At 63.7% G+C, this 25,025-nt stretch carries 22 protein-coding genes; 8 read left to right on the top strand and 14 right to left on the bottom strand.

Annotation, left to right across the window (positions count from 1 at the left end):
* Window positions 1-384 precede the first annotated feature (384 nt).
* Together M1P90_RS34305 and M1P90_RS34300 are read left to right on the top strand one after the other, a co-directional pair.
* Window positions 385-2,385 (top strand): LamG-like jellyroll fold domain-containing protein, encoded by a 2,001-nt coding sequence (locus M1P90_RS34305; RefSeq protein WP_483700411.1) that lies wholly within the window; start codon window positions 385-387, stop codon window positions 2,383-2,385.
* Window positions 2,386-2,509: 124 nt separating this feature from the next.
* Window positions 2,510-3,535: a hypothetical protein gene (locus M1P90_RS34300; protein ID WP_483700409.1), complete on the top strand. Its 1,026-nt coding sequence runs from the start codon at window positions 2,510-2,512 to the stop codon at window positions 3,533-3,535.
* Window positions 3,536-3,808: 273 nt separating this feature from the next.
* On the opposite strand, the gene M1P90_RS34295 is transcribed toward M1P90_RS34300, so the two are convergent.
* Together M1P90_RS34295 and M1P90_RS34290 are read right to left on the bottom strand one after the other, a co-directional pair.
* Window positions 3,809-4,219, bottom strand: a complete 411-nt coding sequence (locus M1P90_RS34295; RefSeq protein ID WP_483700408.1) for an arsenate reductase ArsC — start codon at window positions 4,217-4,219, stop codon at window positions 3,809-3,811.
* 1 nt (window position 4,220) lies between these two features.
* Complete coding sequence (locus M1P90_RS34290; protein WP_483700407.1) at window positions 4,221-4,940, bottom strand: arsenate reductase/protein-tyrosine-phosphatase family protein; 720 nt, start codon at window positions 4,938-4,940, stop codon at window positions 4,221-4,223.
* Between the two features lie 193 nt (window positions 4,941-5,133).
* Here M1P90_RS34290 and M1P90_RS34285 point away from each other — a divergent pair, with 193 nt between their 5' ends.
* Window positions 5,134-5,511, top strand: coding sequence for a cupin domain-containing protein (locus tag M1P90_RS34285; protein ID WP_483700406.1), 378 nt, complete (start codon window positions 5,134-5,136; stop codon window positions 5,509-5,511).
* A 143-nt stretch (window positions 5,512-5,654) separates the two neighbouring features.
* Here the strand turns inward: M1P90_RS34285 and M1P90_RS34280 are convergent, their stop codons facing one another.
* Together M1P90_RS34280 and M1P90_RS34275 are read right to left on the bottom strand one after the other, a co-directional pair.
* Window positions 5,655-6,443 carry a helix-turn-helix domain-containing protein gene (locus M1P90_RS34280; protein ID WP_483700404.1) on the bottom strand — a complete coding sequence of 263 codons (789 nt, stop codon included), beginning with the start codon at window positions 6,441-6,443 and terminating at the stop codon, window positions 5,655-5,657.
* Window positions 6,444-6,988: 545 nt separating this feature from the next.
* Window positions 6,989-7,534 carry a hypothetical protein gene (locus M1P90_RS34275; protein WP_483700403.1) on the bottom strand — a complete coding sequence of 182 codons (546 nt, stop codon included), beginning with the start codon at window positions 7,532-7,534 and terminating at the stop codon, window positions 6,989-6,991.
* Between the two features lie 364 nt (window positions 7,535-7,898).
* Here M1P90_RS34275 and M1P90_RS34270 point away from each other — a divergent pair, with 364 nt between their 5' ends.
* Window positions 7,899-8,471, top strand: coding sequence for a histidine phosphatase family protein (locus M1P90_RS34270; protein ID WP_483700402.1), 573 nt, complete (start codon window positions 7,899-7,901; stop codon window positions 8,469-8,471).
* Between the two features lie 2 nt (window positions 8,472-8,473).
* Here M1P90_RS34270 and M1P90_RS34265 read toward each other — a convergent pair whose 3' ends face one another.
* Complete coding sequence (locus tag M1P90_RS34265; RefSeq protein WP_483700401.1) at window positions 8,474-9,082, bottom strand: CGNR zinc finger domain-containing protein; 609 nt, start codon at window positions 9,080-9,082, stop codon at window positions 8,474-8,476.
* A gap of 102 nt (window positions 9,083-9,184) precedes the next feature.
* On the opposite strand from M1P90_RS34265, the gene M1P90_RS34260 reads away from it, so the two are divergent.
* Window positions 9,185-10,438: an MFS transporter gene (locus M1P90_RS34260; RefSeq protein WP_483700399.1), complete on the top strand. Its 1,254-nt coding sequence runs from the start codon at window positions 9,185-9,187 to the stop codon at window positions 10,436-10,438.
* 88 nt (window positions 10,439-10,526) lie between these two features.
* On the opposite strand, the gene M1P90_RS34255 is transcribed toward M1P90_RS34260, so the two are convergent.
* The 5 genes from M1P90_RS34255 to M1P90_RS34235 form a co-directional block, all read right to left on the bottom strand.
* Window positions 10,527-11,240 (bottom strand): ABC transporter ATP-binding protein, encoded by a 714-nt coding sequence (locus M1P90_RS34255; RefSeq protein WP_483700398.1) that lies wholly within the window; start codon window positions 11,238-11,240, stop codon window positions 10,527-10,529.
* A gap of 98 nt (window positions 11,241-11,338) precedes the next feature.
* Window positions 11,339-12,184 (bottom strand): ABC transporter ATP-binding protein, encoded by an 846-nt coding sequence (locus M1P90_RS34250; RefSeq protein WP_483700397.1) that lies wholly within the window; start codon window positions 12,182-12,184, stop codon window positions 11,339-11,341.
* A gap of 4 nt (window positions 12,185-12,188) precedes the next feature.
* Window positions 12,189-13,949, bottom strand: coding sequence for a branched-chain amino acid ABC transporter permease (locus tag M1P90_RS34245; RefSeq protein WP_483700396.1), 1,761 nt, complete (start codon window positions 13,947-13,949; stop codon window positions 12,189-12,191).
* A 7-nt stretch (window positions 13,950-13,956) separates the two neighbouring features.
* The gene (locus M1P90_RS34240; protein WP_483700394.1) at window positions 13,957-15,291 is read right to left on the bottom strand and encodes a branched-chain amino acid ABC transporter permease; all 1,335 of its coding nucleotides are present in this window, start codon (window positions 15,289-15,291) and stop codon (window positions 13,957-13,959) included.
* An 89-nt stretch (window positions 15,292-15,380) separates the two neighbouring features.
* The gene (locus M1P90_RS34235; protein ID WP_483700392.1) at window positions 15,381-16,700 is read right to left on the bottom strand and encodes a branched-chain amino acid ABC transporter substrate-binding protein; all 1,320 of its coding nucleotides are present in this window, start codon (window positions 16,698-16,700) and stop codon (window positions 15,381-15,383) included.
* A gap of 1,396 nt (window positions 16,701-18,096) precedes the next feature.
* Between M1P90_RS34235 and M1P90_RS34230 the strand changes: the two genes are divergently transcribed.
* Window positions 18,097-18,687, top strand: coding sequence for a hypothetical protein (locus tag M1P90_RS34230; protein WP_483700391.1), 591 nt, complete (start codon window positions 18,097-18,099; stop codon window positions 18,685-18,687).
* Complete coding sequence (locus M1P90_RS34225) at window positions 18,687-19,550, top strand: hypothetical protein (RefSeq protein ID WP_483700390.1); 864 nt, start codon at window positions 18,687-18,689, stop codon at window positions 19,548-19,550. Before M1P90_RS34230 ends, M1P90_RS34225 begins: the two co-directional genes overlap by 1 nt.
* A gap of 39 nt (window positions 19,551-19,589) precedes the next feature.
* On the opposite strand, the gene M1P90_RS34220 is transcribed toward M1P90_RS34225, so the two are convergent.
* The 3 genes from M1P90_RS34220 to hemW all read right to left on the bottom strand — a co-directional run bounded on the left by M1P90_RS34220 (window position 19,590) and on the right by hemW (window position 23,178).
* Complete coding sequence (locus M1P90_RS34220) at window positions 19,590-19,898, bottom strand: putative quinol monooxygenase (protein ID WP_483700389.1); 309 nt, start codon at window positions 19,896-19,898, stop codon at window positions 19,590-19,592.
* Between the two features lie 167 nt (window positions 19,899-20,065).
* Complete coding sequence (locus tag M1P90_RS34215) at window positions 20,066-21,928, bottom strand: MutS-related protein (RefSeq protein WP_483700387.1); 1,863 nt, start codon at window positions 21,926-21,928, stop codon at window positions 20,066-20,068.
* Window positions 21,929-21,942: 14 nt separating this feature from the next.
* The gene (hemW, locus tag M1P90_RS34210) at window positions 21,943-23,178 is read right to left on the bottom strand and encodes a radical SAM family heme chaperone HemW (protein ID WP_483704727.1); all 1,236 of its coding nucleotides are present in this window, start codon (window positions 23,176-23,178) and stop codon (window positions 21,943-21,945) included.
* Between the two features lie 323 nt (window positions 23,179-23,501).
* Between hemW and M1P90_RS34205 the strand changes: the two genes are divergently transcribed.
* Window positions 23,502-24,329 carry a VanW family protein gene (locus tag M1P90_RS34205; RefSeq protein ID WP_483700385.1) on the top strand — a complete coding sequence of 276 codons (828 nt, stop codon included), beginning with the start codon at window positions 23,502-23,504 and terminating at the stop codon, window positions 24,327-24,329.
* 145 nt (window positions 24,330-24,474) lie between these two features.
* On the opposite strand, the gene M1P90_RS34200 is transcribed toward M1P90_RS34205, so the two are convergent.
* Window positions 24,475-24,945: a GNAT family N-acetyltransferase gene (locus M1P90_RS34200; RefSeq protein ID WP_483700383.1), complete on the bottom strand. Its 471-nt coding sequence runs from the start codon at window positions 24,943-24,945 to the stop codon at window positions 24,475-24,477.
* Between the last annotated feature and the right edge of the window lie 80 nt (window positions 24,946-25,025).

The following is a 25,025-nucleotide window of genomic DNA, read 5'->3' as shown; positions in this document are numbered from 1 at the left end:
AATTTATTTTCCAGAGTGCTGATCAACTCGACTCGCGCGCGTGCTGAGAAGCCATGCATGCCCTCCACAAGCGTGGCCGATCTTCGCTCTTTGGGCAAGCAGAAAGTTGGAAGCGTTTTGGAAGCGCCCTGCGTGATATTGTCTGCGCATCCGATAGTTGGGGCAGGCGCGCAGGGACAAGCCTGGCTTCGGGGCACAGGGGCGAAGCCTTCTGGACGCCAGCTATCAGCACATGCCGTGGCGGTTTCGCCACCAGCCGAGAAGGGAAGCGTATGTAAAGCTCGACATTGCCATCGCGAAGCGTGCCAGTTGGGTTCGCTGTAGTGGTCGGGGGGAAGGTCGTTTATCAGCAACGTACATCATGCATCAGGAGGTTGTTCTACCATGAAACGCATCGCCGCAGCCCTCGCGTCAGGATTTTTGCTCCTGAACTTCGTTCTCATGTCGGCCTCACCAGCCTTTGCGCAGGGCGATCCGCCAGGCTTCGAGCCGATCTCGATCTACTCGCTCGACAATGGCAAGGTCGATGACAGCGTGCCCGACGCCAGCAAGAAAACTGCGGACGGCCAGGCTTTTGGCAACCCGCAAACCACGACAGACCGATTTGGCAACCCAAATGGCGCCATGCTCTTCGATGGCGTGGACGACTACATTCAGACCAATGAAAACAGCAACATCAAACCGCTTACCTTCTCGGTCTGGTTTCGCGCCGACGACACCTCTGGTGAACACTCGCTCGTGGACAGCGACGAAAGTGGAAAGTACGGCCACTCGCTGATCATCGGCTACGACGACCCGAACAATCAAAATGACACCCCGCGTGACGGCAGCCTCGACGTTCAGTATCACAACGGCTTCTGGGACACAGGCCGCAAAATCGAAACGGGCAAGTGGTACCACGCCTTTGTGACCTACGGCGACAGCATGCAACTGTACCTCGGCACCGAAACCGAGCCAATGCAGCTGGTGGCAGAACAGCCCTACCCCACGAACAGCGGCTTCGACGGTTCCATGTTTCGGTTCGGGCGGCACAACGCTGGCGACCCGCAATGGTTCAAAGGTGCCATGGACGATGTCCGCTTCTACGACAAGGCCCTGCCCAAAGAGGTGATTGAGCAGATACCAGTCGCAACACCCACGCCCAGCGCGCCGCTGATCGACAAGTGCGTGACCATTCCGGTAAACAGCTTTGGCGATGTCCACATCAAGACACCTGATTTGCTGGGGTACGATTTCCAGGAAGCGGGCGAGTTCATCCTCACGCGCTCCACTTCGGGCGATGTCGTGGTGCAGGCGCGGCAGGAGGTATCGCCAACGAACCGCAATGTCACCATCAACACCGCTGTGGCACTCTCGGTTGGTGGCGACAAGCTTGAATTCTACATGAAGCCGCAGTTCAGCTTCCTGATCAATGGCAAGCCAGCCGATCTGCCTGCCAGCAATCTCGATCTTCCGGGCGGCGGCCGCATCATCCCGTGTAAGGAAAAAGGGCGTTTCGTCATCGCCTGGCCCGATGGCAGCACTGCCGCCCGCGTGATTGTGGATGGGACGAGGAGCTTTGATATTGGCGTCGCCCGGCTGAATGGCACGCTGACCTACGAGGGGCTGATCGGGAACCTCGACAAAGACTCGAAGAACGACGTGCAGGTTCGCGGCGAAGCCACAGCCCTCCCGCTGGCATTTACCAAAGACCACAAGCCGGTTGCGGCGGCAGATTTCAAGAAATTCGGCGACAGCTGGCGTGTGCCGGCCGCAGAATCGCTGTTCAGCAAGCCGGTGGCTATGAACGAGACCAAAACAGCGAATGAATCACACTTTTTCTTCGCTATGAGTGTTTCGTCGCCGGCCAGCCAGGCTGAAGGCGACCAGCTCACACTCAACGATATCGAGCCGCAGGCGATTCAGAAAGCCGTCGAGGTATGCAAGGAAGTGGCGGTAGACGGCGGGTTTGCGCTTTACACCTGCACCTACGATGTGGCCGCAACCGGCGATGAAACCTTCGCGCAAAGCGCGGCAGTCGTCAGCGAAGATATTAAGGCTGAGCCTGCAGCTGCCGACCTGGTTGCGCCGCCCGCAATGCTTGAGCCTGAAACGGTGATTGCGGCTGCGGTTACCGAGGCGACTGCGGCACCAACCGAAGCTGCTGTGGCGACCGAAGCGCCAACCGCTGAGCCCACTGCCGTCCCGGCCACGGCTGTTGCGCAGGCCGCAACGGCGGCACCGCCTGCCGAAGCAACCGCAGCTCCGGCTGCGTCGGCACCCGCACCGGCGGCCGAACAGCCTCCTGCCCCCGCGAGTGGCTTGTTCTCGAACCCGCTTCTGCTGGTGGTGATTGGTGTGGTGGTGGTGGCACTTGCGGCCTTTGCGCTGATGCGCCGCCGCTAACGCCCGCGCCTAGCGCACCACAAAGCCCCGCTTGCTCGGGCGGGGCTTTGTGGTGCAGCACCCGATGTGTTCCCCACACGTGTCGCCGCATCTGAACAAAAGCCTTGCTGGTGAGGAAAGAGACATGCATTCAGCCCAGTTCGTGGCATGCGCGGGCAGCGACGAAGGTTTTGCCATTGCACCCATCCTCGCCCAGCTTACAGCAAACCCAGCACCGCCCTGGTCGTATGGCTGGGGCACAGCAGCCGGCACATTCGCGCTGCTCGATACTTCACAGACCACAATCTTTCGCACCACATGGTTAAACGCCACCAGCACAAACCGCGTCGACCTCAATACTTACCCTGCGGGCGGCAGCATCGCGCTTGGCCGCCAGGGCGATACCTTTCTGCCTGGTCAGTGGCGCTTCCAGCCCGAAGATATTCTGCTCACGTCGGGCGGCGGCGAGCAGCCCTGCACCGTTGTGCGCTTCACTGCGCCAGCGCAGGGCAGCTACCTTTTCAAGGCCATGTGGCAGCCAGTCAGTGGCGCAGGCGCAGGGCAATACTGGTTCAGCGCGCCAGCTGGCAGGCATGGCACGCGCAACGCATATGAGATTGTGCGCTGGAACGAGCGCGTTCAGCTTGCCGCTGGCCAGCATGTCGATTTTGCGTTTGGCAATGAAGCACGCCAGCCCGGCACGGTCGCGCTGCGCCTGTTTGCCCAGCCAGGCGATGCCGCGCCGCCCGCCCGCAAGCAGCTGATCGACACGCACGCCTTTGTGGATTATATTTCCGATGGCAGGCAGCAGATTGATGAGCTGGCAGTTAGCGCGGGCGACCGCATTAGCGGGGCGCTGTTTGCCCTCACCGACACCACGCACGCCGATTTCGGCACGGGGCACGACCCCTTTGCCTGCCAGTTCATTGTCGCCAGAGCCAGTGGCACGCAGCTTGTGCTTGGCTGGGAACACCCACGCGACCCAATCGTACGCGGTCGCCTGCTTGCCACGAACACGCGGATTGCCGCCGTTCGGGCCGGCTCGCTGCCGCTGCGCGAAGGCGATAGCGCGACGATTTCGGTTCGCAGCACCAGCGGCGGCATGTGTGTCACCGTGGCGGTGCGGCACGGCGCGGTGCCGGTGGCAGAGTTCGCGTTTCTTTCCGAGTGACGCTGGTGGAAATTCACCACGGAAACAAGAGACACGCAGACACGAGGGAGTAAACTATTACGCCCATTGCGGCCAAACGCGCAAGCCAACGCACACGTGCCGCGCCAATCAAAAGCTTGCTTCTCTATAGACAGGGCTCGCGCAAAGCCATATCAGCACCCTGCACGCAAAGTGTGCCCCTGGCGCAGCCGCGTATCGAAACGATGAAACAAACACGGACGCCGTCTCAGCGTAGTGCCGAGGCGGCGTCCGTCAGTTCATTTGCGCTATTCCCTACGCGGCCAGCCACTCGCGCAGGCGTGCCTCGATCGCGTCGCGCACGGTTACAAATGCCGCCAGGCGCTCGGCATCGCCGCCCTCGGCGGCGGCCGGGTCGGGGAAGCCCCAGTGGATGCGCTCGGCCGGGCCGGGGAAGAGCGGGCAGTTCTCGGCGGCGTTGTCGCACACTGTGATCACATAATCAAACGGCTCGGCCAGGTACTCGGTCAGCGCCTTCGAGCGCTGGCCACTGATGTCGATGCCGCGCAGCTGCATGGCCTGAACTGCAAAAGGGTTAACCTGCGTGGCGCGCGTGCCGGCGCTAAACACCGCGAAGCGGTCGCTCGCCAGCTCGCGCAGCAAGCCTTCGGCCATCTGCGAGCGGGCCGAATTCGCCGTGCACAGGATCAGGGCACGTTGTTTCATGCTATTCCTCCCAATCTACCATTGCTGCAAAATTCGCGATCCGCGCTGCCAGCTCGCGCAGCGTGCGATCAAAGGCCTGGTCATCACCCTGCGCCGCAGGGTCGGCAATGCTCCAGTGCAGGTACCTTACCCCGCCAGCGAAGGACGGGCACTGCTCGCGCACCCGGTCGCACACCGTCACCACGTAATCAAACAACTGGCCGGCAAACTCGCTGTGGTGCTTTGCGCGCAGGCCCGCCGTGCTCAGGCCGGCGCGCTCAAGCGCGCGCTGCGCGGCCGGGTGCAGTTCGGCAGGCTGGCTGCCCGCGCTGCATGCGCCAAAGCCAGCCCTGGCGCGCAGCAGTGCTTCGGCCATTTGCGAGCGCGCACTGTTGTGTGTACACAGAAACAGCACCTGCTGCTGGCGAGCGCTGCCTGCTGCGCGTGCCGATTCGCCCAGCAAGGCCGGGTGCAGCGCAAGCCCAGCCACGCGCATCTGCTCGCGCAGGCAAACAAGATCGAGCTGATAGTAGCAGTCGCGGCCGTCGGCGTCGCTGCGGCGCTCGCGCACCAGCGCGGCGGCGCGCAGCTGCCCCATGTGGTAGGAAAGTACGTTTGCGGGCTGGGCCAGTGCGCTGCTGAGATCGCCCACCCGGCAATCGCCACGCGCCAGCGCGCGCACCATCTGCCAGCGCAGGTCGTGGCCCAGAAGTTTGAAGATATGAGGCGGGGGCTGATGCATAATCGTTCAAAATAGTTTGAACTAATTCTCTTGTAGCATAGCATAGCGGCCCGGTCGCGTCAAGGCTTGCCTGCCCATGCCAAGAAAGTGTGGCAGCGTGGCGCACAAAGCTGGCAGAATCGCGCAAGACAGCAGCGCCCGCCCGGGCTATGCTTTCTTCACCGCCAGAGTGGCGGGCGAAAGGAGCACAGCCATGATTATCCGCCGATATGCCGACCTGAACCGTATTCCCACCCCGGGCGGCAACGAGTCTGCCGCCGTCGCCACGCCAAGCCACGGCGCGAGCACAATCAGCATTGTGCGCCAGCGCGTGCAGCCGGGTGGCGGCAACCCCGCCCACACTCACGATCAGGAAGAAGCGCTGGTGCTGCTCAGCGGCAACGTTACCCTGACGGTAGGGGGCGAAGGAGTGGAACTGGCCGCCGGCGACACCGCAATTGTGCCGGCCAGCACGCCTCACCAAGTCAGCAACACCGGCAGCGCGCCGGCCGAGTGGCTGCTGGTCGCGCCGGGCGGCGTGCGCTTCTTCCACACCAGCGGCGAAGAAGCTTTCCCCGAGTGGGCGAAGTAGGGGAAACCTGTTTGCCACAAAGGCATGAAGACACGAAGATTGCAGTTTTCAGGCATTGGGGCGCAGAAGCCATAGACACGTTACGCACGACGCACTACGCGCTTGTTTGTAGTGCGTAGTGCGTCGTATTTCCTCTCCATGCGCTATCTCCCATCCCCCAACCCCTGCGCCGAAGGCGCACCAGCCACGCGCCGCCGGTAGCTGGCCGGCGTTTCGCCGCTGAAGCGCCGGAAGGCCGTGCTGAACGCGCTGACGCTTTCAAATCCTGCGCTGTATGCCACCTCGGCCAGCGCCGGCCCACTGCCGGCCAGCAGCTCCATCGCCCGAAGCATGCGGGCGCGCAGCAGAAACTCGCGCCAGGGCATGCCCGCCTCGTTCGCAAAGCGTCGCGCCAGCGTGCGCTCGGAAACGCCCGCGGCCCGCGCAACATCGGGCATGTGCAGCCGCGCATCGAGCCGCGCCAGCGCGTATTCCACCGCGCGGCTCAGCTCGCGCGAGCGCACGCGCGGCAGCCACAGCGCAGCCGGCGCGGCGGCCAGCTCCAGGCACACGTTTGCCAGCGCCATGAAAAACGTATCCGCCGTTATGTCGTTTGGGTCGCGCGCCGGCCCCCAGCGCATGGCGTGCTGGATCATTTCGCGCGCCAGCGGCGGCACCGCAAACACGCGGCACGAAAAGCCGAACGCCGGCAGCGCGCCCGCCGTATACAGCACCGAGGCGCATGTTGCCGGCGCAAGCAACTGCACCCGGATCGGCGTCCCGGCGGCGATCAGCGCGGCGCGGTGCGGCGGCAGCGCCCACGTCGCGTCGTCGACATCGAGCTGAAACGCGCCGCTGGAGGCATACAGCAGGTAGTCGTGCGGAAACGTGCGCCAATCGGCGTCGAGCGTGGCAAAGCGCTGGTGAAAAGCGCAGGCAATGGCTTCGGGCATAAACACCTCGGTGCGTTCACAGCACAGCCGCCAGCTGCTCGCGCTCAATTCCCAGCATTGCCGAGTACGCCACGCTCGACGCCGAGGCGGGCTATGCCGGCATTCGCAGCGGGCCGACTGGCGCGCCCTTGCTGGCCTATGTGAGCGGTTGCGCGCCGCTTGGGTGAGTGTGAGAAAACAATCTACAGATGACACAGATTACGCAGATTATAGTTAAAGTCAAAACGATAGAGCCACAGAGCGCACAGAGCGCACTGAGCAAGAAAACCAAACTCAGTACCCTCGGTGCGCTCTGTGACTCCCTTGCTGCGCTGTGCATTGTCAGGAAAGCAACGCGGATAGTATTTCCTGATTTCCGCATTGTGATGGCTAAAAAATCTGGAAAATAAATTTCCTTGTACTCAGCTTCCAGGAAGATCAAGCCAGTTCTCCTTCAACCTGGTACTCAGATGAGCTTCCTGGAAGCGTGCTCGTCGTATACAAGAACTTATTTTCCAGAGTACAAACCCTCTTCCCCAGACCCTAAACCCTGCGTTGAAGGCGCGCTAGCCGGGGAAATTGAGGTTTGCGGATACCCGCACCATCGCAATCGCCGCCGGGTGGCCCACAACGATGGCTGGCGCACTCAGCGTGGCCTGCACATAATAGGCTTTGTTCACAAAATCCATCACCGTCGAGTCCACGCCTTCATACGCCGCCTGAACCTGAAAACCAGGCGCAGATGGAAACTGGCTGCTGTCGAAGCGGATGCGCTCGACTTCCGCGCCAGTCTCCAGATCGACCTCGATCAGCGCGGCAACGACCCGGCCACGATAGCGGATGTACAGGTGATAGCGAAAGCTATGCTCGGCAAACAAGCCGTCGGTGGCAGTGATGTTGTAGCGCACCACTGCGTGGTTGGTGGGAATCGCCGGCCCCAGGCTTTCCACGGCGCTGGCGAACTGCGCAAACATATTCTCCGTCACGGCCGTTGGGATCAGCTCTGTCCCCAGCTGCACAATCGACTGGTTCATCGTTACTTTGGCGAGGTCGCTATTGTTCAGGCTCCCCGCCGAACCCACGCTGGTCCACGATTTCGAAAGTTCTTCCACGATGCATCTCCCTATAGCTACTGCGCCTGCGCGCATGTCTGCCGAGAACATTCTCGGTAGACACTGAACGTTGCGGCAGCAGCGTTTTAGGAACAATGCTTTTCAGATACGGACGCCACGAATACTTACCACAGGGGCACAGAGTCACGGAGAGCATTCTAGCAGTTTGCAGAACGATGGACCATGTATGTGACGACGAGAGCGCGTTGTGGAGCAGAAAATGCCTTCTGCATCCTGCCAACTGCTGTAGAATACTCCAAAATCTTGGTGTCCTGATGCCTTGGTGGTTACTGGAAAATACTGATTTTAGAAGCGCGAGCGCTCGGCTATAATGGCGCGGTATTCTGCTGCGATGGAGGGCACGATGCTGCGCAGATCGCTTTTTCTGGTTCGGCACGGCCAGTACGACACCGAAGACAGGAGCGCGCACGAAGGCAGCCTGACCGAGATGGGCCGCGAACAGGCGCGCAAGATCGCGCAGCGCCTGCGCGCAATTCAGTTCGATGCAGTGTATTGCAGCACGCTGCGCCGCGCCGAAGAAACTGCCGCGATCATTGCCGCCGAGCTGCCGGGCGCGGAGGTGCAGCGGGCGCGGGTGCTGTGCGAGTGTGTGCCATGTATCCCGCCCGCCTTCGCCCACTACTTCACCAAAACCAAGCCCGAAGAAATCGAGCACGGCGCCGCGCAATCGCTGGCCGCCTACGAGCGCTTTTTCAAGCGGCCGGGCCGCGCCAACCGCCGCGAGCTGCTGGTGTGCCACGGCAACCTCATCCGCTCGTTCGTGTGCCGGGCGTTGGGCCTGCCCATCGAAAGCTGGCTGAACTTCAACACGCACAACTGCGGCCTGACGATCATTCACATCTTTGGCGATGGGTTGCGCATTGTGGAGTCGTTCAACGACATTGGGCACCTGCCCGCCGAGCTGCATACGCGCTAAGCTCACATTCCGGCGCGGCGGCGGGCGTTATGGCGGCGCTGTTTGGCGCGGTTGCCGCAATCGTTGATGTCGCACCAGCGCCGGCTGCGGTTCTTGCTCAGGTCGAGAAACAGCCAGCCGCAGCCCCGGTCGTCGGCGCACTGGCCCACGCGCTCAAGCAGCGCGCCGTCGGTCAGCAGCGTCGCCGCCGAGCGCACAACCGGCCACAGCACGCGCTCCAGGCGCGGCGCGCTGGCCCAGCCCCACGCAAAGCCGGCCGCGCCGGGCTGAAGCTCGGCGTGCGCCATTGCCGCCGCCAGCTCGGTATTCAGCAACGCCAGGTCGCCCGGCGCGGCCGCTTCCCCGCCAATCCGCGCGACAAACACGCGGTAGAACGCCTCGCGCAGAGCTGCCGCGCGCCGCCACACACCGGCGGCAGCATCGGGCTGCGCGGCGGCAAGCTCGGCAAGCTGCGCAGCGTCGGGCGCACTCAGCAGACCCGCCTCTTTTTCCCACGCCAGCAATTCTTCGTATGAGCGCACCATCTCCAGCGGGTGCTCGCTGGCGTGCCAGTGAACCGTGTTCGCAAAGGACAGGCACAGTTCCTCGGGCACGGCTGGCGGAATGTTCATGACATCACCTCGTAACCATCAAAATGAATTTGACAGGTTATAGACTTATGACGTATGCTGTAACCAGCATTTCTATTATAGCAGGTTACGCGAGGACATGATATGCAGCTTGCGATTCCGGCATTCTGGCACAACCGCAATTTTGCCAAACTCTGGTTCGGGCAGACGGTCTCGCTGTTCGGCTCGAATATCACCCTGCTGGCGCTGCCGCTGGCCGCCGCAACCCAGCTTGCCGCCACGCCCGTGCAGATGGGCCTTATGCAAAGCGCGCAGTATCTGCCGTTTCTGCTGTTTGGCCTGCTGGCGGGCGTCTGGGTCGATCGGTTGCCGCGCCGGCCGGTGATGCTGGCGGCCGACCTCGGGCGCGCGCTGGCGCTGGCAGTGGTGCCGGTGGCGGCGTGGGGCGGCTGGCTGAGCATGCCAGTGCTGTATGCGGTCACGTTCGTGATGGGCACACTCAATCTGTTCTTTGAAGCCGCCTACGCCGCGATTCTGCCCGCGCTGGTGCCTGCCAGCGAGCTTGCGCCGAGCAACAGCAAGCTGCAAACCAGCGCCGCCGTTGCTGAGATCGCCGGGCCAGGGCTGGCCGGCTGGCTGGTGGGCGCGGTAACAGCGGCGGGCGCGCTGCTGGGCGATGCCGCGTCGTTTCTGGTGTCGGCGGGCGCGCTCGCGTGGATGCACCCCGAGGAGCCAGCCCGCACCGCGAACGCCAGCCGCGAATCGCTGTGGCGCGAATTGCGCGCCGGGCTGGGCGCGGTGTTGCGCAACCCCTACATTCGCCCGCTGACGCTGTGTTCGGCATCGGCGAATATCTTTATCAACATGCACCTGGCCTGCATCATCCTGTACCTCACGCGCGAAATCGCCCTCTCGCCAGCGCAGATCGGCTTGATCTTTTCGGCGGGCAGTGTGGGCGGGCTGCTGGGCGCGCTCGGCACCGGGCCGATCACGCGGCGGATTGGCGTGGGCCGCGCAGTCATTGGCGAGTCGATTGCTGTGGGCGTGGCGGCGATTCTCATCCCATTCGCCAGCCGAACCGGCGCGCTGGCGCTGCCGCTGCTCGCGCTGGTGCAGGCGTTCTGGGGCTTCTGGCTGCCGCTCTACGTGGTGAATGCCGCCAGCCTGCGCCAGCTCAGCACGCCCGCGCACATGCTCGGGCGCGTCACCGCCAGCTCGCGCTTTGTTTCGTGGGGCGCGGCGGCCGTGGGCTTTGTGCTTGGCGGCGCGCTGGCCGAGCAGATTGGGCTGTTTGCGGCATTGGTGGTGGCTGGCGTGGGGCTGCTGCTTTCGGCGGCGTGGGTGATCTGGTCGCCGCTGCGCGGGCTGGTGGAGTTGCCGGTGGTGGCAGAAGCGTAAGAGGATGGGTGCCAGCAAAAACGAAGGACGAACGGCCAAGCTCGTATTGGTCGTTCGTCCTCCGTCCTTCGTCTTCCGTCGGAATTACCTACTCCATGCCGAGGTAGGCTTTCTGCACCGTCTCGTTTTCGCTGAGCGCCTTGGCCGAGTCGGCCAGCACGATCTGGCCGGTTTGCAGCACGTAGCCGCGGTGCGCAATGCCGAGCGCCATCAAGGCGTTCTGCTCGACCAGCAGGATGGTCGTGCCCTGCGCATTGATGTCCTTGATGATATTGAAGATCTGCTCGACCAGCACGGGCGCGAGGCCCATCGACGGCTCGTCGAGCAGCAGCACCTTGGGCCGGCCCATCAGCGCGCGGCCAATCGCCAGCATTTGCTGCTCACCGCCCGAAAGCGTGCCGCCGTACTGGCTCACGCGCTCTTTCAGTCGCGGGAACAGGCCAAACACGCGCTCCATATCAGGCCCGATATTTTCCTTGTCGGTACGCGTGAACGCGCCCATCTCAAGGTTTTCGCGCACGCTCAGGCGCGGGAAAATGCGCCGGCCCTCGGGCGACTGAAGCACGCCCAGGTTCACGACCTTGTGGGCAGGAATCTGGTCGATGCGCTGGCCTTCGAGCACAACCTGGCCCTGGCGCGGCGGCGTGATGCCCGAGATCGTGCGCAGCGTGGTGCTTTTGCCCGCGCCGTTCGAGCCGATCAGCGTGACGATCTCGCCCTTCTCGACGGTGATCGAGATGCCCTTGAGCGCGTGGATATTGCCATAGTAGGTATGGACGTCGTTGAGTTCCAAAAGCGCCATATTACCCTCATCTATCCACAGATTTCGCAGATTACACAGACCCACAGACGCGCATTTGCTTCATCTGTGTAATCTGTGGATGAACACAACCGCCACGCCTAGTTGATCGCCGAGGTCGCAGCCGACTTGCGGCCAGTTTTGCCGTGCGCCGCCGCGCCCTTGCCCAGGTAGGCCTCGATCACTTGCGGGTCGCTTTGCACGGCGCCAGGCAGACCCTCGCTGATCTTCGCGCCGTGGTCGAGCACGGTGACCTTTTCCGAAATGCCCATGACGACCTTCATGTCGTGCTCGATCAGCAGCACTGTGAGGCCCTTCTCCTTGCGCGCGGGGCTTTCGTAGTTGCTGCGCAGGTGGAAGATCAGGCGGGTCAGGTCGTCGGTTTCGGCCGGGTTCATGCCGGCGGTCGGCTCGTCGAGCAGCAGCAGCTTGGGGTCGGTGCCAAGCGCGCGCGCCACCTCAAGCCGGCGCTGGTCGCCGTAGGGCAGGTTTTTCGAGGTTTCCTCGGCGCGCTTGCGGCCCAGGCCCACAAAATCGAGCAGGTCGAGCGCCCGCTTGCGCACGCGTTCTTCTTCCTCGCTCATAGCCTTGGAGCGGATGAGCGTGCCAAACACGCCGGAGCGCATGCGCGGGTGCTGGCCAACCATCACATTCTCCAGCGCAGTCATGTTTGCGAACAAGCGAATGTTCTGGAACGTGCGGCCAATGCCCAGCGCCGTGACCTGGTGCGGTTTCAGGCCATTCAGCACCATGCCGTCGAACAGCAGCGTGCCCTCGGTTGGCGTATACAGGCCGGTGATCATATTGAAGAACGTGGTCTTACCCGCGCCGTTGGGTCCGATCAAACCGCTGATTGAACCGCGCTCGATCACGAAGTCCACGTTATTCACGGCAACCAGGCCGCCAAAGCGCTTGGTGATGCCAGTAGCCTCAAGAACAGGCGCCATATGGTTACTCCGTGCTCAGCTGAGCGTTGTTATGCTCAACATCGAATGCGCTCGTGTTTTCCTGCTTGGCCACCTCGTCGTCGGCGTGCAGCTCGGCGCGGCGGCGCGCGCTCGGCACCAGGCCTTCGGGCCGCACCAGCATCATAATCACCAGCACAATGCCAAACAGCATCAGGCGGTAGTCCGACGCTTTGAAATCGGCCAGCGCGGCGCTGTTCGAGTTCGAGGCGATCTGCTTCAGCAGGTCGGTCAGGCGATTGAGGAAGAAGATGTCGGCCGACACAATGATCAGGCCGCCCAGGATGACGCCGGGGATGTTGCCCAGACCGCCCAGGATGACCATACACAGGATCAGCACCGACTTGTCGAACTGGAAGCTGGACGGCGTGATCGAGCCGAGGTAGGCGCCATAGAACGCGCCGCCGAAGCCCGAGAACATCGCGCCCAGCGCGAAGGCCAGCAGCTTGGTGCGCACCAGGTCGATGCCCATCGACGCAGCGGCCAGCTCATCTTCGCGCATTGCCATCCAGGCGCGGCCCAGGCGCGAGCGGCGCAGACGGTTGATGAAGAAGATCGAGAAGCCGAAGATCACAATGATCAGGTAGTACCAGGGCGTGCGCTCGGTTGGCAGGAACTGGCCTGCGCCGCCCGTGCCGGGGATGGCCAGTGTGCCGTCGCCGATCTTGGTGCCGTAGAAGAAGCCGTACAGCAGGAAGATGCCAAGCAGCACGGCGACGATGGTGGTCAGCGTCGTCGATTTGCCCGCGCGCCGATCATCGTCCAGCACGCGCCGCACGAGGTAGGCAGCGGCCAGCACCACCAGCACAAACGAAAGCAGCTGGAGGAACATTGCCAGCGAGCCGTCGAGGCTGTTCACAATCGGCAGGAAGGGCGGCGCAATCGCGCTGATGCCCGGGTCGCCGCCGGTCAGGTTCAGCGGGTCGCCATTCGCGGTCTTGATCCAGTCCACCGCGTCGAGGTTGGTGAACAGGATCGGCACGATTTCGCCAAAGCCCAGCGTCACAATCGCCAGGTAGTCGCCGCGCAGTGGCAGCGTTGGCGCGCCCAGAATGACGCCAAATATAGCCGCAACTGCTGCCGCGATCCAGATCACCAGCCAGAACGAAAGCTGGAAGTTCGAGCCAAACTGGCCCGACAGATGGGTGGACGAGAGCATACCGGCGGTGTACGCGCCAATCGCAAAGAACGCGGCGTAGCCCAGGTCGAGCAGGCCGGCGTAGCCAACCACGATGTTCAGGCCGAGCGCCAGGATGATGAAGATCATGATCGGGATAATGTCGCCCAGCCAGGCCAGGCCCAGGCCGCGATCGATCTGCGGCAGGAACAGGAGGAACGCGCCAACGATCGCGCCCACAGTGAGCGTGCGCCGCAGACCGTGCAGATGCTGGCCCGCGCTCAGCAGCGAAGCCACCAGCGCCGTAACCACAATCGCGATGATGCCGGCCACCAGCGCCGAGCCAAATGCGCCTATGCCAATGTCGAGCACTGGCTGGCCAGCAATAGTGTCGATCCACAGGCTGCGCAGCAGCTGGCCCACCAGCATCAGCGCGCCCGCCACCGCACCATTGATCGCGCCGAAGCGCGCGCCTTCCTGCGGCGATTTGATCGAGTCGTTGTTGGCCGAAAGCAAGCCAATAATCAGGCCGATGATCAGCGACACCATCCAGATCGTCTTCCCGCCGACGATCATGATTGTGGCGATGCCCGCGATACCGGCCCAGAAGCCAAATCGTATCTTACTCATCGCCCACCTATGCTTTCTGTCCAACATCCTCACCGAGCAGGCCGGTGGGGCGGAAGACGAGGATGGCCACCAGAATACCGAAGATCACGGCGTTGGTCCACTGCGTCGCCAGATACTGGTCGGAGAGCGTTTGGATCAGGCCGATCAGGAAACCGCCGAGCATTGCACCCGCAACATTGCCAATGCCGCCGAGCACCGCCGAGGTGAACGACAGCAGGCCAGCCTTGAAACCCAGGTCGAACACGACCTGCGTGGTGTAGATCGCGGCAATCAGGCCGGCCGCGCCGGCCAGCGCCCCGCCAAGCAGGAAGGCCAGCGAAATCGTGCGGTCGACATCGATGCCCATCAGCCGGGCGGCATCGCGGTCCTGGGCGGTAGCGCGCATGGCCTTGCCGGCACTGGTACGCTGCACAAACAGGTACAGGCTCAGCATCAGCGCCACGCTCACCAGCACCACCGCGATATCAAGCCAGCTCAGGCTGATCGGCGCATCGGTGCCAAACAGATTATCGGTGGAAACCAGGCCGGCCGGCACGTCTTTCGGCGCAACGTCGGTGGAGCCCATGATCTTGGGGTGCTTGGCGCGATCTTCCAGCTCAACACGCGCCGGGCTGCCTTCGGGGCCAAGCACGGCATCGCGCGTGGCATTCAGCGCCGTGACGGAGATGGCGGTCAGCACGATCAGCGGCAGCACCCACATCGCCACCCGCGCGATTGCGCGCTCGGGGCGGAAGCGACGGTTGAGCTGCACGATGCCCCACAGGCCGATGGCAAACAGCACCACAAAGACAAACAGGCCATACAGCGCGCCAGTGTCGCCGCGCCGCCAGGGCAGCTTGCCCCACAGCAGGCCCAGGTTCTGCAGCACAAACGAAACGCCGATCGCCGAGATCAGGGGCGCGAGGCGCGGCGCATTTCTGAGGCGCCGGTAGGCAATTCGCTCGATGCTATAGTTCAGAAAGGCCGTGAAGCACATCACGACGATCAGGATCACAAACAGCAGCAGGCCGCGCTCCAGCGGCGGCGTATTGCGATTCAGGCCGCTTAAGCCGATCAGCATCAGCGCCGCGAACGAGCCAAGCATAAACACATCGCCGTGGGCAAAATTAATCAGCTCGATAATGCCGTACACCAGGGTATAGCCGAGCGCAATAATCGCCAGGATCGCGCCCTTCGACACGCCAGTAATAAGCTGTTGGGCAAGCAGGGCCGGGTTCTGCACCGCCTGGCTGAGGATGCGGAACAGCACCAGCGCCAACACCAGCCCCAGCAACCCGCCAACGATCCAGCGACCAAGGTTCTGGGTTGCGGGGCGGGAAGCAGATTGCGCCGTAGTAGCCATGGGGACTCCTTCACGTTGTGCGTATTCTGGTGCCCGATGCGACAAGCGCGGGGCTGTTGCCCCGCGCTTGTCGCGTCCCTACACGTTTGTTACTTCAGAACTGCGGTGTTCTCGGTGTCGAACTTGCCGCCCTTGACCTGAACACCGCTCATGGTGGTGAGGCTGGTGTCGCCATTGGCGTCAATGCTGAACTTACCGGTCACGCCGTCGAAGTCCTTGGTCTGGAACACGGCGTCGAGGATGGCCGCGCGGTCGGCTTTGCAGACCTTGTTGATGGCGGCCAGCGCCACGTTGGTGGCCTCGTAGCCGTAGACCGCGTAGACCTCAGGCTCGCTGTTGAAGGCGGCCTTGTAGGCGTCGTACCACTCTTTGCCCTTGCCGGTCAGTTTCGGGCCGGGCACGCCACCGAAGGTGATGTAGGCGCCTTCGGAAGCCTCGCCGGCAGCCTCGAGGAAGGCTTCCTCATAGATGCCGTCCGGGCCCATGAACTTGCCGGTGAAGCCAGCGGCGCGCAGGTCTTTCAGCAGCAGGCCGGCGTTGTTCTGGGTGATACCACCGAAGTAGACCAGGTCGGGGTTGGCGCTCTTGATCTTGGTGCCAAGCGCCTTGTAGTCCTGGGCTTTCTTGTCGATACCCTCGTAGCCCGCCTCGGTGAAGCCGAGTTCCTTGGCCTTGGCGCGGAACACGTCGGCAATGCCCTTGCCGTAGGTCTCGGTGTCGTGCAGAATGTAGACGCTCTTCACACCCAGATCCTTGGCCCAGTTGGCCGCAGCCGAGCCCTGGATATCGTCGGCCGGCACCACGCGGGTGTAGTTGCGCTTGCCGTTCGGGTAGTACTTGTCGGGTTCGCCTGCCTCAGCGCCCGCCGTCTTGGTCAGGCCCGGGTAGGTGTTGGCCGGGCTGATCATCACCAGGCCAGCCTGGTTGAGGATCGGGATCGAGACCTTGGCCGCGCCCGAGTTGAAGGTGCCGATGTACACCATCACGCTGTTGTCGGCGGCGGCCTTGTTCGCGTTGTTGGCTTCCTGGGTCGGGTCCCACTTGCCGGCGGCGGCGGTGGCGTCGTCCATGTCCTCGTAGGTGATCTTGATGCTGCCGTTGCAGGCGGTGTTGTTATCCTGCTTCAGACGCTGGTTGATCGCGTTCACCACCGTGTCGGACTGCGCCTTCGACGAGCCGGTGCGCGGCAGCGACGAGACGATCTTGATCGTGCCGCCTTCGCCGCCACCACTGGCTGCCGGGGCTGCTGTCGCCGCGCCAGCCGCAGGGGCTGCCGTGGCCTCGGTGGTCGTGCCGCCGCCAGCAGCCGGGGCCGCCGTCGGGCTTGCAGCGGTGCCACCGCCGCCACAGGCGGCCAGCAGGCCAGCCATAATGGAGACCAACAGGAAGAAACTTACGCGCTGTTTCATGGTATCTCCTTAAAGATGATGAGGGGAAATCTGTACTGAGCGTTTTCGGGTAGGGTCATTACGCGTCATGGGGTGGGGGCCAGCCAGCCATTGCGCGTTCGGTTCGCGGCATTCGTTTACACTACGCCTGGGAGTGCGATAGCCAGAATCAGCCGATCAACCTCCTTTAACATCAAACGTTGCATCAGAACGCCCTGATGTGACATGGGGCAAGCTCGCCACTGAGGCCATCCAAGTTAAGTTCAACTCTGGGTTTGGGTGTGCGGCGTAGTGTATTCGATGCCTTGATGTTTGTCAAGAAAAGCTTTTCACTAGGCATTGGAAAGCCATGCATACAGGCTCGTAGAGCGTGTTTTTTTTGGGCCTGCGCGGCGTGCGGCAGGGCTGTGCGCATGTTCTCCGCGAGAAGACTGTCAGGGCCTGCGCGGCCCCGTTCCCCGCGGCAAAGGGCCGGCCGCGGCCCTCTGCACTCCCCGGTCGTGGCCTTGCCCCGAACCCCCTAATGAGCGTGGACGTCTGGCGAGGTGGTTTGCAGTCATGCCTCCGTTGTGGATGGGAGCAAGGCATCAGACGAGAATTGCAATACAAGCTTCGCTATTTGTGTACTTCTCTAATCGTTCGTTGCCGGCTTAATGGCACAACGGAGGCATGACAGGCCAAACTTCAAACAAGCCAACCACATCAAATTCGGGGTCTGGGGCGCAAGCCCCAGCGCTGGGGGTGCAGGGGGCGGGCGCCGCCCCTTGCGGCCCTGCGGCCTGAGCAACAAGCGTTAAAAGTGGTACAGACTTCAATATGGAAGCAAGTCATCAAAAATAGAGAAATCGGGTCTTTCAGAAGTGAGGGGTCTCGCCTGCGCGGCGTGCGGCAGGGGCTCTGCCACCCCTGCACCCGCACCAGGGACTGCGTCCCTGGACCCGCAGCCGGCATATGAGATGCCCGTGATCATGGCTCCGTTGTAGATGGAAGCAAGGCATCGGACGACCAAACGTATGAGTGTATATAGCATCCCAAAAGAGTACAACTTCGATCTTGCGTTGCCTGCGGCAGGCATAACGGAGGCATGCACACCACACATTCGTTTTGACACCAGCATCAAATTTGGGGTCTGGGGCGCAAGCCCCAGCGCCGGGGGTGCAGGGGGCGGGCGCCGCCCCTTGCGGCCCTGCGGCCTGAGCAAACTGCTCTGAAGACAGTAGTGGCTACGGCCCTGCGGCCTGAGCAAACTGCTCTGAAGGGGGTACTGCCTGCGGCCCGCGCAAACTGCTCCGAAGGCAGTACTGCCTGCGGCCCGCGCAAACTGCTCTGAAAGGAGTACTGCCTGCGGCCCAAGCAAGCAGCCAGCGCCACGAAAAGAAATGGTATCATGCACAAAAGCGATTGTTGGAGCACCCAAATGGGCGAAAACCAAAACACAACCCTGATGTGGCTGGGTGGCGTAGTCGTCGCGCTGCTGCTCATTGTCATCAGCACGCGCGCGGGCGGCGGCCTGAATAACCCGGTGCTGATTCAGAAGTTTGCCCCGCGCCCAACCGACCCGAACGCCCCGCCCGATTCGTCGTTCCCGCTGCCGCAGGTCAACCTGCCCAGCCTGCCACCCGCGATTCAGCAGCAGATCACCAGCCTGCGCGACCGCCTGCTGGGCGGACAGGCCGTGCCCGCGCTCACACCCGTGGCCACCGGGCCGCGCGCGCGCGTCGAGGTTGGCCAGGTCAAGCGCAGCGGCGATCATCTGCAGATCAACGGCACTGTCACAAACATCTCCAGCGGCGCGCTGACGATCCCGCCCGGCGCGTTTTCCTTTCGCGACAGCCGGGGCATCTCCTACGCCACCACCACCAGCGGCGGCACAACCCTGCAGCCCAACCAGTCAACGCCGTTCGACCTGGGCGTGCCGGTTTCGTCCGATCGCGGGCTGACGCTGGTGCTTACGCTGCCACCCGACCCACCGCTTGAGCAGATTCTCGTCATCGAGGCGGTGCCATAATGCCCGCAACGCGCGGCGAATTTCTTGCGCGCCTGCTCGCCAGCGCCACCACCGACCCGCGCATTGTCGGCGTGCTCGATTATGGCTCGACCAGCGAAGGGCGTGGCGACGAGTGGTCGGATGTTGATCTGGTTGTGTTTCTGCGCGATGCTGACGCGGCAGCATTTGAGGGCGGCTGGAAGGAGTGGCTGGGCCAGTTCGCGCCGGTGCTGCTGGCCTACATTTCGGGGATGGGCAAGCCGTGGGCGGTGGTCGAGGCTGCGCCGCTGCCGCTGCGGGTCGACTTCAACTTCTACCCGATTGGCGAGATCGAGCGGATTGGCACCTGGCCCTGCGCGCCGCTTTCGGTTGCGCATATGGTCCTATACGACGGCAGCGGCGGCGCGATCAGCGCGGGGGTGGCGCAGATCGTTGGGCAGGCGCTTGGCCCGGCCGACCCGGCGGGAGCCTTCGAGCAGGTGTGCGGCGATTTCTGGTACTACGCGCTGCGCACATGGGCCAAAGTCGTGCGCGGCCAGCGCCTGCTTGCCCAGCACGAGCTCACATCGATCATGCTGGCGCTGCTTGCGGCCCTGCTGCGGCTGGAGGCCGGCGCAACCGGGCGCTGGCGCAACAGCTCGGCGGTGCAGGGCATCGACACAGCGCTGAGCCCGGCGCGCTATGCAGCCTTCGCAGCCTGCTTTGTGCGCGGCGACGCCGATATCGAGCGGGCGTTTGCGGCGGCGGCGCGGCTGGCGCAGGCGGCGTGCGCGAGCATTGCGGCGCAGCACGGCTGGCCCTGGCCAGAAGCATTGGCCGCGCAGGTCTGTGCACTGGGCGATAGGAAGGGCGCAATTAAAGGCGCTTTGTGGGAAACGTTCTAACATTACCACCAAGACGCCAAGGTTTCAGCAGCAGCTGTATTATTCGGCTGCTGCATCGCCATAAAAGAGTACATGCGAGCGCACGCGCGTGCGCGGCGCGGCCATCATCGGCTCGGCCGCGGCGGCCCACGCCTGGAAGTGCGGCGTTTCGCGGTGCGCGGCCAGCGCCTCGGGCGAAACGTAGACCTCGTAGAGCGTGATGTGGTTGGGGTCGTCTTCGCCGCGCAGCACATCGAAGCGCAGGTTGCCTGGCTCGGTGCGCGTGCCGCGCGCGTTTGCCAGCGTCGCCGCAATGAAGTCGTCAATCTGCCCGGGCTTTACGTCAATCGAAACAACCAGCGCAATCATGATCGCTCTCCTTTTCAGCACCGAAGCGCGCAAAAACCACCTCTATACTACCCGAAAAATGCGCGCTGCTCGCAGCCTTGTTCTTCTGAAGAAGCAGCCACGCAGCACACACAAATCACTGAGAAAAGAAAGCTCGGTGATCTCCGTGCTCTCTGTAGCCAGCTTCTTTATGCTTCGTCAGAAAGATCGCCCGCTGCCAGGCCAAGCATTTCCATCAGGGCCAGGGCATTGGTTGAGGTGGCAATACCAGGGCGCAGCCGGTAGTCGAACTGCATGGCCGGGCCCTCGGGGCCGCGCGAAAACTGCTCGGTGAAATGCACTAGCTCGCTCGCCGCCGCCAGCGCGGGCGTGTCGGCCAGCGCGAGGTCGTGGGTGGAAACCGCGCCGGTTGCGCCCAACGCCAGCAGCCGCAGAATGATCTGCCGCGCCGCAATCTGCCGCTCGCTGCTGTTGGTGCCGTGCAGAATCTCGTCGAGCAGAAACAGCAGCGTGCGCGATCCTTCTGCCCGGGCGCGCTCGGCTGCGTCGATCACTGCTTTCAGGCGGCGCAATTCGGCCATGAAGTAGGAAACGCCGGCTTCCAGCGAATCCTGCACGCGCATGCTGGTGGCAAGCTCGGCGGGGGCGAGGCGCACATTCGTGGCGCATACAGGTGCGCCGCACTGCGCCAGCACGACGTTCAGGCCAATGGCGCGCAACAGCGTCGATTTGCCCGACATGTTCGATCCGGTCACCATCAGAAGGCGGCTGGGCGGCCCAAGCGCCACGTCGTTGACAACCCGGCGGTCGGGCGGCAGCAGTGGGTGGCCCATGGCCTGCGCCGCCAGCACGGGTGCATCGCCTTCGCGGGCGTCGAGCAGGGCGGGGAAGGCCCAGGCCGGGTTGTCGTGCGCGAGCGTGGCAAGGGCAGCCAGCGCCTCGGCGTCGCCCAGCGCGGCCAGCCAGTCGCGCGCGCGCGCGCCGGCCACAGCCCGCCAGCGTTCCAGCAGCCAGAGCACATGCACATTCCACAGCGTTGCGATCTGGATGGGGTAGAAGAACATCCAGCCGCGCAAATCGGCCAGCGCCATGATCCGCGCCAGCCGCCGCATCTGTGCATCGGCGCGCAAGCTGCCAGCAGAAAGGCTGTTTTGCAGCTCGCGCAGCGCCGGCGCGGCAAAGGGCTGATCGCTGATCTGCGCGAAAAGCGCCGCGTAGGTGGCGAAAATTTCCTGCCGCTCGGCCACTTCGTCGAGCAGCGCGTCAACGGCGCGGCCGGCCGTGGCGGTGAGCACCACGCCCACGGCCACGCCGGCCAGCCACCACGGCCCGGCCAGCACGCCCAGCCACTGCAAGGCCGCCAGCGCCAGCGTGATCAGCGGCACGGCGCGGCTGGCCCACACGAGCCATGCGTGGGCGGGCAGGTAGGGCGGGCGTTCGGCCCAACGGAGGAATTGCTCGTAGCCGGCCTGGGCGCGGCCCAGCAAGCGCCCGCGCAGCGCCAGCCCATCGCGGAAATCGTGCAGCGGGGCCAGCTCGGCAACGGCGGGCTGGCGGGCGCGCGCCACGGCAGGCGCGGCGGGAAGGAGCAGCCACGCCCGCAGGGTCGCCCGGCCGATGGGCATGGCGGGCGTGCCAAGCAATTGCTCAAGCGACGCCCGCCCCAGCAGATCGAGGTCGGCGGCGAGCGCGGGCAGGGGTTCGGCGGGCGGCGGCAGGGGCAGGGCGTCCCAATCGCGGCGCAGGCGGCTCAGCCCTTCTTCGTTGATTTTCAGCAGCTCGGCATAGCGCCGCAGGGTCGCGTCGACCCGCCCGTGGTGGATGAACGAAGCCACGAATGCCAGCCCTAGCAGGCCGGCCGCGCCCAGCAGCGCGGCGCTATTCAGCCACAGCGCCGCGACCAGCACGGCCAGGGCAGCGCCCACCAGCAGCAAGCTGACGTTGGCGTTCAGGCTGCTGCGGCGCGCATAGCGGTCGCGCTGGGCGGCAAACATGGCGCAGCGCTGCTGGTAGGCGGCTTCGGGCGTATGGTCAGGGGTAGCAATCGTCATAGCGCGGCGGCAGCCTACACAAATGCTTCAAAAACCTGGTTGCCCAGCATGCGCCCGCGCTCGGAAAGGTGCACGCCCAGCGCGTCGCGCACAAGCAGGCCACGCGCGGCCAGCTCGGCCAGCTCGGCGGCATAGATTTCATCCAGCTCGGCGCCGCAGCGCTCGCGGAAGTGCGCGTAGCTCACGCCGACGTTCAAGCGCAGGCCCATAAACATGGTTTCGGCGTAGAGGTCGCGCGCGCTCAGATCGGTGATTTCCGCCACCGGCATGCGCCCCGCCGCCACCCGGCCAATGTAGTCGTCGATACCCAGCACGTCGGCGTAGCGCTGCGGGAACACATGCCCGTGCGCGCCCGCACCCGCCGCCAGGTAGTTGGCGTTGAGCCAGTAGGCCAGGTTGTGGTGGCAGGCGTAAAGCTCCGTGGGGGATGGGAGTTGGGAGTTGGGGGTTGGTTGAGCGCCCTCCATCCCCCGCGTTCGCGCCCAGTTCGAAATTTCGTACTGCGCATAGCCGCCCGCGCCCAGCAGCTCGATGGCGCGCTCGTACATCTCGCCGGTCGCGTCGTCGTCGGGCACGCTGGTGCGGCCACCCGTTACCTGCGCGAACAGCGGCGTCGATTTTTCGAGAATAAGCGAGTAGAGCGAGAAATGCTCGGCATCCCAGGTCGTGATCTCGCGCAGGGTCGCTTCCCACTGCGCCACGTCCTGGCCGGGCAGGCCAAACATAAAGTCGAGATTGACATTGTCGAAGCCGGCGCGGCGGGCATCTTCATACGAAGCGCGCGCCTCGGCTGCGGTGTGGATGCGCCCCAGCACGCGCAGCGTTGGGTCGTGCAGGCTTTGTACGCCCATGCTCAGGCGGTTTACGCCCAGCGCGCGCAGGCCGCGCAGGTAGTCGCGCCCAAGCACAGTGCCGGGGTTAGCTTCCACCGTCACTTCGGCACCCGCCAGCGGAATGATCGCGTCGGCGGCGGCCAGCACGCGCTCCATCAGCGGCAGTGGCAGCATGCTTGGCGTGCCGCCGCCCAGAAAAATCGTCGGGCGCAGGTCGGCGCGGGTGAGTGCTTCGGGCGGGGCGTTGGCTGGGCGCGTGGGCGGCGGCACAGCGCCGGGCACGCGCAGTGCGGCCAGCTCGGCGCAGAGCGCGCCCACATACGCGGCCATGCGGTCGTCCATATTCGCGTAGGTGTTGAAATCGCAGTAGGCGCAGCGGCGATGGCAGAACGGAATATGTATATACAGGTGGCGCAGGCCCGGCCGCACTGCAATGCGCAGGTCGCGCGGCGGGGCGGGCACAAGTTCGATCGTGTCAGTCATAGCGCGGCATGATAGCACATTTCGCCCACGAATAGCGGGGCGCTTTCGGCGCGCAGGACCATGGCAAAGGTCCAAATATCATCCACAGATTACGCAGATTACGCAGATGAGAAATTTCATATCTGTGTAATCTGCGTAATCTGTGGATAGATTCCTACCCTGGCATGACCTGATTCACATGGGAAAAGTTGATTTTCTGTATAAAACTATGCTAGTATACAGCCCGTCGCAGCGCGCCTGCGCCGAAAAGGAGCACCATGCGATTCTACGTCTTTATTACGCTCTGTTGTGTTGCCGGTGGGCTTGCGCTGGCCTTGCTGGGCCTGGGCTTCCAGCAGCCCGAAGCGCGCATTTTCGGCGCCCCGCAGGCTCTGGCGGCAGCGCCCAGCGCCACCGTTGCGCCAAGCGCCATCCCAACGGCGACAAACACGCCAGCCCCAACTCACGCGCCCACTGCCACCAGCACGCCCACGCTCACCCACACGCCAACCGCCACGAATACGCCCCTGCCCACCAGCACAGCAACCGCCACGGCCACGCCGGCTCCGCAGATGCTGGCCGCAAAATCGGTGAATTTTACGCCCAGCAGCCGGGCGGTGCGCGCCAACATTCGGCTGGCGCTGGCGATGTACCAGGGCGCGCTGGAAAATGTGGTGCTTGGGCCGGGCGAAGTCTTTTCGTTCAATGCCGCGCTTGGCTTGCGGCCACAGCGCCTGCCGTGGAAATATGTCGAGATCAAGCCCACCGCCGTGCCCGACGCCCCGCCCGACGCGCCAGCTGGCGAGATCGAGCGCATTCAGGGCGGCGGGCTGTGCGACCTCGCCAGCCGCTTTGTGATGGCTGCGCGCCCGATCCTGCCGGCCAGGGCGTTTCGCTTTGTGAACCACCTGCGCTCCAATGGCATTCGGCTGGCGGGCGTGCCAGCGCGCGACTCGGTGGCGATCTGGGCGGTTGGTGGCGGCCCCGGCGAGCAGGATTTGAAGATCACCAACACTACGGGCGGCTGGCTGCAATTTCTGGTTGTGCGCGAGGGCGAAAAGATCACGGTGACGGCGCTGCTGTGGGATCACCCGCCGCCGCGCTAAACGCGCCACGGTCGAAACCGTCGGAAATATTTTCACCACGAAGACACGAAGGCACCAAGCTGTAAATCGTAAGCAATTAAGCCATAATAGCAATCGGTATTTCTTGGTGTCTTGGTGACTTGGTGGTTACTCCTCAGCCAGTTCCCTATGCGGCGCGCGTCATTTCCATAAACTCGTGCGGCCCCAGCCGCGTGTAGCGCACAAAGCGGCGGCCCGGCGCAAATCCCGCGCGTTCATACACGCGAATTGCGCGCTGGTTAAAGGTCGCCACGTCGAGCCGGAAGGCCACAGGCGCAAATTCGCCGCGTGCAAATGCCATGCCAGCCTGCACAAATACCAGCCCAATGCCGCGGCCCGTCAGATCGGGGCGCAGGCCCAACCCCAGCTCCACGGTTGTTCCCTGCCGCCGAAACGAAAACACGCCCGCCAGCGGAATATCACGCCACTGCACGGCGTAAAAGCCCACCGCGCGCAGCGGCGCAAGCAGCCGGTGCAGCCCAACGCCCACCAGCAGCGACGAGCGGCTCAGGTCGTAGAGTTCGTACGGCGCGGGGTAGCGCCACGCCGCTACCGTCTGCGTGTCGTGCCAGCCCAACGGCCGAAACAAAAAGTCCATTGCCACCTCTAGCCGGGAGAAAACGGTTGAGCCACAGAGCGCACAGAGGCCGCTGAGTGATTGACTGTAAACTCGGTGTG

It is taken from the genome of Kouleothrix sp. 19917 (assembly GCF_057073505.1).
This window is presented reverse-complemented; position numbering and strand designations above follow the sequence as displayed.